General features: G+C 43.8%; 12 protein-coding genes. 5 read left to right on the top strand and 7 right to left on the bottom strand.

Features of this window, described 5'->3' with window-relative positions; all coding sequences use genetic code 11:
* Positions 1-8: 8 nt before the first annotated feature.
* The 3 genes from QZ076_RS01435 to QZ076_RS01425 all read right to left on the bottom strand — a co-directional run bounded on the left by QZ076_RS01435 (position 9) and on the right by QZ076_RS01425 (position 5,221).
* Positions 9-3,311, bottom strand: a complete 3,303-nt coding sequence (locus QZ076_RS01435) for a TonB-dependent receptor (protein WP_293709629.1) — start codon at positions 3,309-3,311, stop codon at positions 9-11.
* Between the two features lie 237 nt (positions 3,312-3,548).
* Entirely contained in the window at positions 3,549-4,511 is a 963-nt protein-coding gene (locus QZ076_RS01430; protein WP_293709627.1) for a FecR family protein, read from the bottom strand.
* Positions 4,512-4,654: 143 nt separating this feature from the next.
* Positions 4,655-5,221, bottom strand: coding sequence for an RNA polymerase sigma-70 factor (locus QZ076_RS01425; protein ID WP_293709625.1), 567 nt, complete (start codon positions 5,219-5,221; stop codon positions 4,655-4,657).
* 124 nt (positions 5,222-5,345) lie between these two features.
* Here QZ076_RS01425 and QZ076_RS01420 point away from each other — a divergent pair, with 124 nt between their 5' ends.
* Together QZ076_RS01420 and QZ076_RS01415 are read left to right on the top strand one after the other, a co-directional pair.
* A complete protein-coding gene (locus QZ076_RS01420; RefSeq protein ID WP_293709624.1) occupies positions 5,346-6,131 on the top strand; it encodes a head GIN domain-containing protein in 786 nt (261 codons plus the stop codon).
* A gap of 9 nt (positions 6,132-6,140) precedes the next feature.
* Positions 6,141-6,944, top strand: coding sequence for a DUF2807 domain-containing protein (locus QZ076_RS01415; protein ID WP_293709623.1), 804 nt, complete (start codon positions 6,141-6,143; stop codon positions 6,942-6,944).
* Position 6,945: 1 nt separating this feature from the next.
* On the opposite strand, the gene QZ076_RS01410 is transcribed toward QZ076_RS01415, so the two are convergent.
* From QZ076_RS01410 to QZ076_RS01395, 4 genes are read right to left on the bottom strand one after another with little or no spacing between them, the layout of a single operon-like run.
* Entirely contained in the window at positions 6,946-7,953 is a 1,008-nt protein-coding gene (locus QZ076_RS01410) for an NAD(P)-dependent oxidoreductase (protein WP_293709622.1), read from the bottom strand.
* 3 nt (positions 7,954-7,956) lie between these two features.
* Positions 7,957-8,163: a hypothetical protein gene (locus QZ076_RS01405; RefSeq protein ID WP_293709620.1), complete on the bottom strand. Its 207-nt coding sequence runs from the start codon at positions 8,161-8,163 to the stop codon at positions 7,957-7,959.
* 12 nt (positions 8,164-8,175) lie between these two features.
* A complete protein-coding gene (locus QZ076_RS01400; RefSeq protein WP_293709618.1) occupies positions 8,176-8,934 on the bottom strand; it encodes an ABC transporter ATP-binding protein in 759 nt (252 codons plus the stop codon).
* On the bottom strand, positions 8,918-9,841 hold the full coding sequence (locus QZ076_RS01395; protein ID WP_293709616.1) for a zinc ABC transporter substrate-binding protein: 924 nt from the start codon (positions 9,839-9,841) through the stop codon (positions 8,918-8,920). The genes QZ076_RS01400 and QZ076_RS01395 overlap by 17 nt, the downstream gene beginning before the upstream one ends.
* Before the next feature lie 355 nt (positions 9,842-10,196).
* Here QZ076_RS01395 and QZ076_RS01390 point away from each other — a divergent pair, with 355 nt between their 5' ends.
* The 3 genes from QZ076_RS01390 to trkA all read left to right on the top strand — a co-directional run bounded on the left by QZ076_RS01390 (position 10,197) and on the right by trkA (position 14,052).
* Positions 10,197-10,520: a hypothetical protein gene (locus tag QZ076_RS01390; RefSeq protein WP_293709614.1), complete on the top strand. Its 324-nt coding sequence runs from the start codon at positions 10,197-10,199 to the stop codon at positions 10,518-10,520.
* Positions 10,521-10,798: 278 nt separating this feature from the next.
* Positions 10,799-12,703 (top strand): 1-deoxy-D-xylulose-5-phosphate synthase, encoded by a 1,905-nt coding sequence (gene dxs, locus QZ076_RS01385; protein WP_293709612.1) that lies wholly within the window; start codon positions 10,799-10,801, stop codon positions 12,701-12,703.
* An 11-nt stretch (positions 12,704-12,714) separates the two neighbouring features.
* Positions 12,715-14,052 carry a Trk system potassium transporter TrkA gene (trkA, locus tag QZ076_RS01380; protein ID WP_293709610.1) on the top strand — a complete coding sequence of 446 codons (1,338 nt, stop codon included), beginning with the start codon at positions 12,715-12,717 and terminating at the stop codon, positions 14,050-14,052.
* Position 14,053 lies beyond the last annotated feature (1 nt).

Below are 14,053 nucleotides of genomic sequence, written 5' to 3'. Positions count from 1 at the left end.
GTAACTTTTTAAAAACTGATTCTTAAACCTGCAAGGAATGTACGGCAAGCAGGATATGTATTATAATCGTTCGTGCCACCAATCTCGGGGTCATAACCTGAATACCCTGTTATGGTAAACAGGTTCTGAGCATCCACGTATACGCTAAGAGGGAAAGACTGTATCTTTGTATTGTAAGTCAGCCTGACAGACTTCAGTCTTAAGAACGATGCATCTTCTACATAGAACGTGTTGATATCTCCTCCGTAAGGGTTGGCTGCTCCCGAATGGATCTGACTACCGGTATTTGTCGGACTCCAACGATCCATCACGCTGCTGAATGCATTGAAACCTTCATATACTCTCACCGGATTTTCGTAATAAGCACGGAACTGGTTATATTTCTTTCCACCCAGACGAGCGTTAAAGAAGATATTCAGGTTCCAGTTTTTATAAGTAAGGTCGTTACCAAAGCCCAGTTCCACTTTCGGGTCCGGTGTTCCCAGATAACTTATATCCGCATCATTGATCTTTCCATCCGGTCCTGCTACAAAATTACCGTCGGCATCACGTCCGCCGATATCCTTGAAACGTATATTCCCAGGTACGGAGTTCGGCTGCGCACTATTCTTGATATCGTCGCCCTCCTGCCAGATCCCATCGTAAGTATAACCATAGATTGCATTTACAGGATCATCTTCGGATGCTCCGATATAGGGTTTAGGAAGTCCTGCACGGTCTTTCCATTTATTCTTGTTATGAGAAACAGTCAATAAAGTTTCCCACTGGAAGTCACGTGTCAGAATATTGGTGGTATTCAAAGTAAACTCAACCCCTCGATTTACGATCTCACCTGCATTTCTCCATTGTGATGTATAACCGGAATAAGCCGGAGTCGAAAATTGCAGTAACAGATTATCCGTATTAATCTGATAATATTCAAGAGTCCCCGATACACGATTATTGAAGAAGCCCATATCCAGACCGACATTGAACTGCTTGGCAGTTTCCCACATCAACAGCGGATTGCCGGCATTCCCCGGAATAATAGTCGTAACGGGTGAATTGCCGAATACATATTCATATCCTTTTTTCAACAGATTCTGATAACTATTATTACCGATATCCTGGTTACCGGTTTCACCATAACCGAGGCGCAGTTTCATGTTCGACAAAGAAGTCAGCTCTTTCATAAACTCTTCATTCGAGATACGCCATGCGGCAGAGAAAGAAGGGAAGTATCCGAAACGGTGTTCTTTATCGAATTTAGAAGAACCGTCCGCTCTGAATGTTGCAGTCACTAAATAACGGTCCGCGTAATTATAATTCACACGCGCGATACCGGATAAGAGTTTATTCATTCTTTTTGTCGTTCCCGGCGCACTATATGTCTCACCGATACCGATATTGTTATAACCGAAATAATCGGTAAAGAAGTTCGACACCTTAGCTGTCAGTTCTTCATAAGTGAAATCCTGATAAGTATAGCCTGCCATGACATCCAGCTTATGTACTTTATTGAACTCTTTTTTGAATGTTACCGTTCCTTCAAACAGATTACTGCGTCCCTGAGTGGTCGTTACCGATGCAATACCATTGGCATCCGCACCGTTACGGGTTGTCTTGGGATTATAGTATTCACGTTTGGAGTCCTGCATATCGGTACCGGCTTGTAATTTAATAAACAGATAATCGGTAGGAGTGATATTCAAAGATCCATTCAACATTGATCTTTTCGAACGGGTCTTATCGTCGATATCCAACAAAGATACCGGATTAGGCAACAAGGCATAACGCGGATTCTTGGAGAACTTGCCATTCTCGTCGCGAACCGGAACATTGGAAGGGAATGTATAAGCTCCAGACAATACACCTGTATCTTCGGCACGGGTTCCTACCGCTACGTTCTTATCCGATGTATTACTCATAAAACTGGAAACATTCACACTGAATACAGACGATATCTTCTGTTCCAGGTTTACACGAAAGCTGTAACGTTCGAACGAACTTTCCTTTACAATACCATTATTCAGATGATAACTTGCCGACACCATATATTTGGTTGAAGCCGTACCGCCTTGCAAGGAAAGATCATGGTTGGTTACCATACCTGCATGAGTCACTTCATCAAACCAGTCTGTTCCTTTACCGAAAGAAGCGACCTCCGCATCAGTATAATACGGGTTCTTGTTATAGAGCCCGAACATTTCGTTCGTTACTTTGCCAAACTCGGAACCATTCAGGAAATCGAAACGCTTGGCAATTGTCTGGATACCGAAAGAAGAATTCAAAGTCACTTTCGCTTTGCCTTCCTTACCTTGTTTAGTGGTAATAAGGATAACTCCATTGGCTGCACGCGATCCGTAGATTGCAGTAGCCGAAGCATCTTTCAACACTTCCATGCTCTCGATGTCCGAAGGGTTGATACTATTCAGCGGATCTTTCTTCGGTCCGTCGAATACGTCGCCCGAACCCGGATAGAAGTTTGTATTATCCACAGGGAAACCGTCTACCACATACAACGGAGTCTTACTTGCATTTACAGAGGATAAACCACGAATACGGACATCGGCAGCACCACCCGGCTGTGTACTATTCTGTGTAATAACAACACCGGCAGCACGTCCCTGCATCATCTGTACCAGACTGGAGTTATTAGGCGAATTGATCTCTTCCGCCTTCAATGAAACGACCGATCCTGTCAAGTCGCTCTTTTTCATGCTACCGTAACCGACAACGACCACTTCATCCAGCTTCTGCAAGTCTTCATTCAGTTTGATGGTAAAGGATGTGCTATTCTTTACGGGAATCTTTTGTTCGATATATCCGATATAAGAAACGGCCAAAACACTATTCTCGGGAATGCTCAGCGAGAAGTTTCCATCGATATCAGACACCGTTCCGTTTGTGGTTTTGTCTTCCACAATATTGGCTCCGATAATAGGATCACCAAAGGAATCGAGCACTTTACCGGTTACGGTTATTTTCTTTGCTTGTGCCGGTTCTGGATTACCGAAAACTGCTCCCTCATTCGTTTTGCGCAACGAAATATAGTTGTTGGCAAACTTATAGGTAATATCACTGTCCGTAAAAATATCGTTCAGGATATCAGATACCTGGCGACTGCGTGTGTTGATCTTTACACGACGGCTCACATTGATATCGCTTTTACTATAGATAAACAGATAATCGGTTTGCGATTCTATCTCCGATATCAATTCATTCAACGTAAGTGCTTCTTTGTTAAGAGCTACATTCGCCGTCTGCGATTGAACGCTTTCGGCATGCAACTGCATAATAAGCAGGAAGAAGAAAAAGGTTGATAATTTCATAATGCGAACTATTTTTCTTGATTTAAGTTCTCTTATAGCATAATAGCATGTCTGCAACAAGTTTTTTTTCATAACTTTGCTGAATAATAATGTTAATACTTTTTTTAGGTTACAACGCTAAGATGATAGTATTGACTACTTCGGGGGAGTGGTACCAACACTCCCCTGTTTTGTCCTATCTATTCATTACAGATATTTACATAGGCAATATTCTTTTTATAGTGTTTACAAATAAGGTTAATAAATCTCTATCTCACTTTCCGAAATGATCCGGAAATTAAATTTTCCTACCTCCTGTATCGCTTGCAGTATATTGGCAATATCGTCGCTCTGACGGAACTTCCCCGAAAAAACATAGTTCCTGACTCCGGGAGTCATTACATTAAATTTCACATCATACCAAAGCTCCAGCCTTGTCAGTAATTCACCGAATGGTTTGTCTTCGAAAGTAAAGATTCCGTTTTTTAGATACTTGGACTGTTTGAAGTTGGACGCTAGCTTCAGCAGTTTTCCGTTCTTAAGAGAAACCTTTTCATCTGGTTTCAGGTAAAGACCATTTTCTTTACTGTCCTTATTATATACATAAACAGAACCTTCAAGCAAATCGGTTTCAAAGTCGGGACTTTCTGAATAAGCAAAAACATTGAACTGAGTTCCTAATACTTGCACATTATATTGTTTGGTTTTCACGATAAAGGGACGCTTCACGTCTTTCTTTACGGCAAAGAAGCCTTCTCCATCCAGTTCGATCACTCTTTCTTTATTATTGAACTGGTTCGGCACTTTCATTTTCGTACGTGAACTGAGCCAAGCCTCTGTTCCGTCGGCCAACGTCAGATACACCCGTTGTCCCTGGGGTGCTTCTATCCAGATCGCTTCATCCCGATGTTTATCCAATGTGTTTTTCTCCGAGAGGAGCCAGGTTGAGAAAAGCAAGAGAATCACAGCCGCATACTTCACCACCGAACGGGAAATACGCAATACCTTTCTTTTATTAGTCCGACGCTCCAATTCTTTGATCTTTTCGGTCACCAGTATATGGTCGCCTTCTTTATCCATCAGCCCGGACAAGGCCATAACATTCTGCATATCCGCCATATCGTCTTTCAATACTGCATCCTGTTCTATCTCACGGAAAAGATTTAGCTTTTCAGTATCAGTAAGCGTACCAGCAAAATATTTATCGAATTGTTCTTTCATAAAATTATATGTTCTTTACTCATATGACGCAAAAGATAAGAATGCCGCCAAAAAGAAATCGTTAAAAATACGATTTTAACATTCGGGCAGCTTTCACTTATTTCTGCGAAAGACTTAAGAGGGTTGATTATCTTAGGAGAATATTAAATAATAAAAATAAACAGAGGTACATAATCTTTCAAGGCAACCTTCAGTTTTTTCAAAGCAATAGCTATCTGGCTTTCTATTGTATTGACGGAGATATTCAGACGTTCGGCTATTTCTTTATGCCGTAAACCTTCCATCCGGCTGAGTAAAAATATTTCTTTACAGCGGGCGGGCAATGAATCGACCGCCTGTACGATCAATGTATCTATATCCGCTACAGAAAGGTTATTCTCGTCAAACTTCTGTAAAGAATATAACTTAAATTGCAGTTCCTTTTCTTCCAACTCCGACAAGGGCTGCTTTTTATTTCCTGTCCGGGTTTGTTTACGCAGGAAGTCAATACAACGATTTTTCACCATAGTAAAAAGGTAAGCATTCATGTTTCCCAGGAAAGGAATCTGCTCCTTGTTTTCCCACAAATAAAGAAATATATCCTGCACAAGATTCTCCGCATCCTCTTTCGAAAGCAGATAAGTTTCGGAAAAGCGTACCAATTTCGGGAAGTATATGGCATATACCTTCGAATAATCATCTTTACCAGAGCCAAATAAACGCTGTTCCATAACTTTATTCTCAATAAAAATATAGCAAATGTAGGAATTATAAATTAAATTACCCCTATTTTTGTAACCGACCTCATTCAGGTCGCGTCTATATTAAGGAAAGGCAATACTAAACAATTAAATTATGAGAACAAAAGGGTTATTATCTATCATCATGTTATTGGGGCTGTTATTTACAGTCCAGGCAGCCGATCATGTAAAAGGGAATGGTACTCTTACCACTAAGAAAATAAAGATCGACGATTACAATGCGATCAAAATTGATGGCGTTATCGACTTCAACTACGAACAATCGAATGCAGAGCCTTACATCGAGGTAACAGTCGACGAGAACCTGCATGAATTTGTAAACATAGATATAAAAGACCGGGAACTCTCCGTTGGTTTCAAAGGGGCTAAAGTAGACCATTATACCAAATTTATTATTAAAACCAACTCGAAATGGCTGAAAGAAGTAAAAGCGGCTGGAAATGCAAACTTTATGATCAACAGCGCACTTACAGGTGATGAACTGAAAATCAAGGCAAACTCGAACTGCCTGGTTCAGTTGAAGGAACTGGTTAAAATGGGGAAACTCGAACTGAATGTATCCGGAAGCGCCAATATGATAGTCAACAACCTGCAAGCCGACAAGCTGGAATGCAGCATCAACGGCTCCGGTACTATCAATCTGAAAAAAGGAACAGCCAAAGAAGGCGAATACAGCATCACTAGCAGCGGCGAGATCATGGCCTTCGGCGTAGATGTTCCCGAACTGAGCTGTAAAATGACCGGTAACGGAACCATGGAAGTTCACCCTACCAACAATCTGAAAGCAAATATTGTCGGTAAAGGAAATATCCGTTACAAAGGCCCGACTGCCGTCCAACAGAAAGTGATTGGAAAAGGCAGCGTAGAAGAAGTCAAATAATATAACGATATGAAAACAACACTCTATTTATCTGTACTGTCTGTCATCCTGTTATTCACTTCGGGATGTATCTTTATGCCGTCTGTCAGAGGCAACGGAAACGTAATTACCCAGACAATCGATATCACCGATTACGATGCGATTGAAGTACAAGGCACTTCAATCATATTTAATTATTCACAGCAGGAGTCTGCTCCCGCTCTGACAGTAACGGTTGATCAAAATATTTACGACTTGTTTGAGTTCGGAACAAAAGACAATAAACTGGTTATCCGTCCCAAAGACCGTAGCCAAAAGTCGATCAGATTCCGTTCGACAGAGTTTACCATTACCACTAACTCTTCTTCATTGAAAAAAGCGGATATGGCCGGAATCGAAGTATTTAATCTGAACGGCAAATTCGCGTCAAACGAGAATGTGAAATTCAGCATGGCAGGCAACACGATACTGGAGTTAAGAGATACAGTGACTGTCGATCGAATGGAAATAAGCACAGCCGGTAAAAGCACCGTAAATGCCGATGCCCTGTATGCCAGGGAACTTAAAGGGGAGATAGCCGGACAAGGCAGATTCAACCTGAAAGGCTCAGGCGAAAAAGCAGACTTTAAAATAGCAGGAAACGGTAATGTGCGTGCGCTGGATTATGAACTCTCGACCTTATCGTGCGAGATAGCAGGAAAAGGAACGATTGAAACGTATGCAAAAGACCAGATCAATGCCCAGATAGCCGGGATGGGAACGGTGAAATATAAAGGAAATCCTTCCATCAAAATGGATAAGGCAGGATTAGGTTCTGTCAAGAAGGTAGACTGATTTACAGCCACCCTTCCTTCCGGTACCATTCAATACTTTCTTCCAGCCCCTTACGTAAGGGATATTCGGGAGTAAAGTTCAGTTCATCCTGAAGCGGCGTAACATCACAAATCCAGTTACGTTGTTTCAGGATGATGTATTTATCGGTGTTCAGTGTCATGCTTTTGTTCAGTAACTTGCCGATCCATTCGGAACAATGGCAGGCAATATTGACTAATCCTAACGGAATACGGGCATGCAGCACCCGTTTCTTTCCTAATATATCCTGTATCATCCGGGCAAACGACTCGTCGGTATGCACATCCCCGTCAGCCACGAAATAATGACGGTTGCGGATCGCTTCATTTTCCAGAGCAAGGAAAGCAACGGTAGCCAGGTCTTTTACATAAATAAAGGTGATACGTTGGGGAATGAAACCTACAGCAAAATCCAGTCCCGACTTTACGCTTTTGATCTCCATGAAATAATCTTTCTCCCCTGGGCCATACACACCGGTCGGACGCAGGATCACGTATGGAAAATGAGACTGGCTGCGCACAAAGTTCTCCGCCGCCAGCTTACTTTTCCCGTATGCCGTATCCGGTTGTTGCGGATCATCCAGACGGATCGGCCGGAAAGTCTTTTCATCTCCCTGCCCGTAGCTACTCAGGCTACTCATCAAGAGAAACTTTTTCGGCTTACACCCGGCTGCCGCCAATGCCTCTATAAAGTGATGCGTATTTTCAGCGTTGATCCGGAAAAAGTTCTTTTTATCCAACGTCTTTGTCAGGCCGGCATTATGGATCACATAATCCCAGGCTCCATATTCACGGACAAAGTCCGTCAGTTGGGCTGTCAACGCCTCCTGATCATTATATTTCAGGTCGATAAAACGGATCCGTTCATCCTGCAGGTTTTCGCGGCTGCTTGTAGCACGCACACCAGCCCAGGTTTCATATCCTCTGCGCAACGCTTCCTTCACCAGAAAACCGCCGATGAAACCGCTTGCTCCTGTAATCAATATCTTCATATATCAGTCTTTATTCTTCATATAATAAGTATAATAGTACCACAACAAGCCGATCCAGTTGAGTACGACAATAATCAATATCCAGACAATCTTCTGTCCCCGGCTGATAAAAGGGTTCTGTGAAACAGCCTTACAACCGAACAGAATTACTGCAATGCCAACGATAACGCCGATTTCCGGCAATGAGATTAAACAAAGTGGGTGTGACATGGAAAAAGAGAATTAATGTTCGTGTGTTTTCAATACCCGGTGCGGCAGGTTACCGTGTCCGATCAATTCGATCGGACAGGCATATTTCTCGCCCAGCCACTCTTCAGTGACATCCACGCCGGAATGATAATGCGATGTTTCGTTTACGCAGGCTATATTCTTTACCATTGCCAGAACGGTACCGATATCGTGCGAAACAAGAATGATCGCACTCTCCTTATTGATCTCCTCCAGCAGCTTGTAGAAGCGCGACTCGAACCGCTTGTCGACATACGAGTTCGGCTCGTCCAGGATCAACAACTGCGGACGCGACACGATCGAACGTCCCAACAGGACACGTTGCAGCTGTCCGCCCGACAACTCACCGATCGAACGTGTATGAAGTTCTTCGAGTCCCATCTGCCGGATCACTTCATGGATGCGTTGCTTCTGCACTTCCGTATACGAACGGAAACGAGGCTTTTCGGCTGCCAGTCCCGATGCAATCACCTCCCATACCGAGATTGGAAACTTCCGGTCAATATTATTCAACTGGGGAAGATAACCGATGCGGAGAGAAGATACAGGCACACCATCCTGATAAAAACGGATAGAGCCCGATACCGGCTGAAGCAATCCGAGTATCACCTTCAATAAAGTAGTCTTTCCGCCGCCGTTAGGCCCGATAATTCCGAGGAAATCGTCTTTCCATACCGTCAGGGAGACATCTTTCAGTACAACCTTATTCCCGTAGGCTGCTGTTATTTTATCTATTTCAATGAGTTTGTCCATCTGCCAATGCTTTTGCAATATGAATCATTTCTTTCGACCAGTCATAAGCCAACGGATTAATCACGGTCAGTTTACATCCGGTCTCCTTGGCTATCAGTTCTGCATTTTTTTGATCGAATTCCTGTTGGATAAAGACAACACGGGCGTTATTCTCCCGGGCATTTTCTACCAACATCTTCAGTTGGGCCGGCGAAGGTTCTTTGCCATCCATTTCTATACACAGCTGTGTCAGGTTGAATTCGTTGGCAAAATAGGTCAAAGCCGGGTGATAGATGATAAAAGTACGGTCGGTCAGCGGATCGAGCAGTTGATTGATCTCCGTTTCCGTTTTGTCTATTTGATCCACTAATTCATTATAATTCTTCCAGAAGTATTCCGTGTTATCGGGATCTAATGCGATAAAAGCATTCAGCGTGTTCCAGGCTACGACTTTAGCACCGGTGACGGAACTCCAGATATGCGGATCCACTCCTCCATGATGATGGTGATGAGCGGCCCCTCCGGCATGGGCATCGTGATCGTGACCGGCATGATCGTGCACATGGCTGTCTTCTTCCGTATCGGTCAGCAACTTCATTCCTTCGGAAGTATCGAATATTTCCAGTTTAGGATTATTCTCACGTATCTTATCCATCCATGCCTGTTCGAAACCGATAGGCCCGATACGCAGGTAAGCGATACTTTTCCCTACCTGTATCATTTGTTGAGGGGTAGGATCGTATGTTTCAGGACTTTGCCCGGCGGGAACCACACAGTTTATCTTGAATTTATCCCCCGCAATCTTCTCCGCAAAATAACGTTGGGGTTCGATCGTTACAGTTACTATGTTTCCTTCCGTCTGCTTGTTTACACAGGCTGTCAATAGAAGTATAGAGAGAAAAGTGATTATTATACTCGTTTGTTTCATGCTGATTATCACTGTAATTATATATCGGGATCGTTCATTAATTTCAAGTTCACAAAGGTAGCATTTTTTTTAACACGGCTACCGGAGTGTAAAAAGATAAACAATCAGAGAAGAAGGATAGTTTATGAATACCTTTTGTAGAATTACACAACGGAGCATGGAAAAATTCCCCATTCCCGATCCCCGGAGTCATTTTTCGTATTTAACCCCCAAGGCATAAATAAAGAAACAAACAGCCTGTTTACAGCAAGTTACCCAATGTTGGGCTTCACCGATCGTTTTTTGGCACGAATATTGATAAATACAGGGCAATAGGTAAATTTAGGTTTTAGGTTTTTAAGGTAAAAAAGAAAGTATGAAAAAGATTATTTTAATGGCAATGATTGCCATAAGCGCCGCATGTACATCAGAGATCCAGGCTCAAAACACACCAGGTAACGATGCACAAACAGAGAATACAGATAAGTTTTATGAAATCGACATCGCAGAAATCCCCCAAATCTTACAGGAGGGAGTGAACAAAGCATATCAGGACTGCCTGATAAAGTCTGTTTATGTTTCAAACAACAGTACATTTGTAAAATACAAAGTGGTATTGATGACCCGCGAACAGAAAGGGCTGAAAGTCTATTTCGACGACAAGGGGAATGTGGTGAAAGAACACGGATATTTCGAATAACCCCACTACGAGTTCTTCTTACCCCATCCACTATTCGTCCGACAGCTGTTATATATGTGACCTACAACAGCCGGACGAATACACAACAAATGTCAGACGAATATACAACAGCTGTCGGACGAATAATAGATGAGGTTTGCATCTGCACTTAAAACCGGGCAACAGATACAAACAGTAGCTTATTTCTTAAGACAAAGAATTACTCCGCCAAAGAAATGCGCGGCTAAAACTATTTTATGTGCCGTTAATTCTTTACATTTGCCACAAAATTAGCAGATATGGCAGAGAGCAAGGATGAACATATATTGAACGTCATTAACTATCCGGAGGATTTACGCAAGTTGCCCCAGGAAAAGTTGGGGGAAGTATGTGCAGAGTTGCGTCAATACATTATAGATATACTTTCAGAAAATCCCGGACACCTGGGAGCAAGCCTGGGAACGGTGGAACTAACCGTCGCCCTTCACTACGTATTCAACACCCCATACGACCGGATTGTCTGGGACGTAGGCCACCAGGCATACGGACATAAAATTCTGACCGGACGCAGGGACGCATTCCATACACTTCGTAAATTTAAAGGCATCAGCGGCTTCCCCAACCCGGAAGAAAGCCCCTATGACGCATTTATTGCGGGCCATGCCTCCAACTCGATCTCGGCAGCTATGGGAATGTCGGTCGCTTCGGCATTGAAAGAAGAAAAAGACCGTCATGTAATCGCCGTAATAGGCGACGGAGCTATGACGGGAGGACTTGCTTTCGAAGGACTCAACAACGCCTCGGCCAACCCCAACAACCTGCTGATCATCCTCAACGACAACGACATGGCTATCGACAACTGTGTGGGAGGATTGAGCCAGTATCTGGTAGATATCACAACCAGCCAGGCATACAACAAGATGCGTTACGACGTGTATCGCGGCCTGAAAAAGATGAAGCTGATAAACAACGATCGCCGGGGGAATATCATCCGCTTCAACAACAGCCTGAAGGCATTACTTACACAGCAACACAACCTGTTCGAAGGTTTCAGCATTCGTTACTTCGGCCCGGTAGACGGACATGATGTAAACTACATGATCAAGTTGCTGAACGATATAAAAGACCTGCAAGGGCCTAAGTTACTACATATCAAAACGAAGAAAGGCAAAGGTTTCAAACCGGCTGAAGAGTCTGCCACCGAATGGCATGCCCCCGGCAAGTTCAACAAGGAAACCGGCGAACGCATCATCATACATAATCTGGATGAACCGCAACTGTATCAAGATGTCTTCGGGCATACGCTGGTAGAACTGGCCGAACAGGACGAACGGATCGTGGGAATTACCCCCGCCATGCCGACAGGCAGTTCGATGATCCATATGATGAAAGCATTCCCCAAGCGGGCATTCGACGTCGGGATTGCGGAAGGACATTCAGTGACCTTCTCCGCCGGACTGGCCAAAGAAGGAATGATTCCTTTCTGTAATGTATATTCGTCGTTTATGCAACGTGCATACGATAATCTGATCCATGATGTGGCACTGCAAAAACTGCATATGGTGATCTGCCTCGACCGCGCCGGATTGGTAGGTGAAGACGGAGCTACACATCACGGAATGTTCGATCTTGCTTATCTCCGCCCGATCCCGAACCTGGCCATCGCCTCCCCCCTTAATGAACTGGATCTGAGAAACCTGATGTACACCGGATATAAGGAAGCTCCGGGTACGTTCGTGATCCGTTATCCACGGGGTAAGGGAGAAATGAGGGATTGGCGTAATAAGATGCAGGTACTGCCCATAGGCAAAGGAAAAAAACTGAACGAAGGAGACGACATAGCTGTTCTGACCTTGGGTCCGATCGGAAACGAAGTAATAAAAGCCATCAGTGAAATGAAGGGTGAAGGCATATCGGTTGCCCACTACGACATGATTTATCTGAAACCGATCGACGAAGAGTTATTACATGAAGTAGGCAAAAAGTTCAAACGCATCATCACCGTAGAAAATGGAGTGGTGCAAGGCGGTTTAGGCAGTGCCGTACTTGAATTCATGGCAGATAACGGATATACTCCGCGGGTGAAACGCATCGGTATACCCGACTCATTCATTGAACACGGATCAATTCCCGAATTATACAAGCTATGCGGCCTGAATGCCGATAGTATCGCGGAAGAGATCAGAAAGATGGTGAACGATTAATTAATAACAACATGAAAATTATTATTGCCGGGGCAGGCGAAGTGGGTACGCATCTCGCGAAGATGTTATCGCAGGAACAACAGGATATTATCCTGATGGACCCGAGTGAGGAGCGATTGAATTTCACTAATTCCAACATGGAGATCCTCCCGATGGTAGGAAACCCGACTTCAATCCGTGACCTGGAAGAAGCCGGAATAAAAAAGACAGACTTGTTCGTCAGCGTTACACCTGAAGAGACAACAAATATAGCAGCCAGTATCCTGGCCTCTAAACTCGGGGCACGCAAGACACTGGCCCGCATCAATAATTACGAATATCTTTTACCCAAAAACAAAGAACTGTTCGAAAAACTGGGTATCCATTCAATGATCTACCCGGAAATGCTTGCCGCCAAGGAAATAGTGAATGCTGTACGCCGTCCCTGGACACGCCAGTATTGGGAGCTGTTCGGGGGGGCCCTGATCCTGATCGGAGTAAAGGTTCGCGAAAACTCACGGCTGGTAAATAAACAATTGGCCGAATTGCTGAACGAGCAGAAACTCTACCATATCGTTGCCATCAAACGGCAGTACGAAACGATCATCCCACGTGGTACCGACTATGTCCTACCAGGAGATATCGTATTTTTTACTACCACGAAAGAGCATATAAAAGACGTGCAGATACATGCCGGCAAAAAAGATCCGGAAGTGAAGAAGATATTTATCATGGGAGGAAGCCGCATCGCTATCCGTACCAGTCAGTATCTGCCGAATAATATACGTGTAAAAATACTGGAAACCAACAAAGAGAAAAGTCACCGCATAGCGGAAGTGGTTCCCAGCAATGTTTTAATCATTAATGGTGACGGACGCGACACCGAATTGCTTATACAAGAAGGCATCAAAGACGCACAAGCCTTTGTCGCCCTGACAGATAACTCGAGTACGAACATACTCGCCTGTCTGGCAGCAAAACGTTTCGGTGTATTCAAAACGGTCGCCAAGATCGAAAATATCGACTATATTCCACTGGCGGAAAATATGGATATCGGTTCAGTTATCAACAAAAAACTAATAGCGGCCAGCCATATCTACCAGTTTTTATTGGATGCCGATGTGTCGAACGTGAAGTTCCTGACATTCGCCAATGCCGATGTGGCAGAGTTAGTGGCACGTCCCGACTCGAAAATCACACGTAAACAGGTAAAAGACCTGCGTCTGCCGAAAGACCTGACGCTGGGAGGACTGATACGAGACGGGGAGCCAATGATGATCAAAGGTGATACCCAAATACAAGCCTACGACCACGTAGTTGTTTTCTGTCTGGAAACAGCCATGCGTAAACTGGAAGATTATTTTAATTAGT

The sequence above is a fragment of the uncultured Parabacteroides sp. genome, assembly GCF_905196875.1.
Taxonomy (GTDB): Bacteria; Bacteroidota; Bacteroidia; order Bacteroidales; family Tannerellaceae; genus Parabacteroides.
The sequence above is the reverse complement of the archived record's forward strand: the minus strand, read 5'-3'. Positions and strand labels throughout refer to the sequence as shown.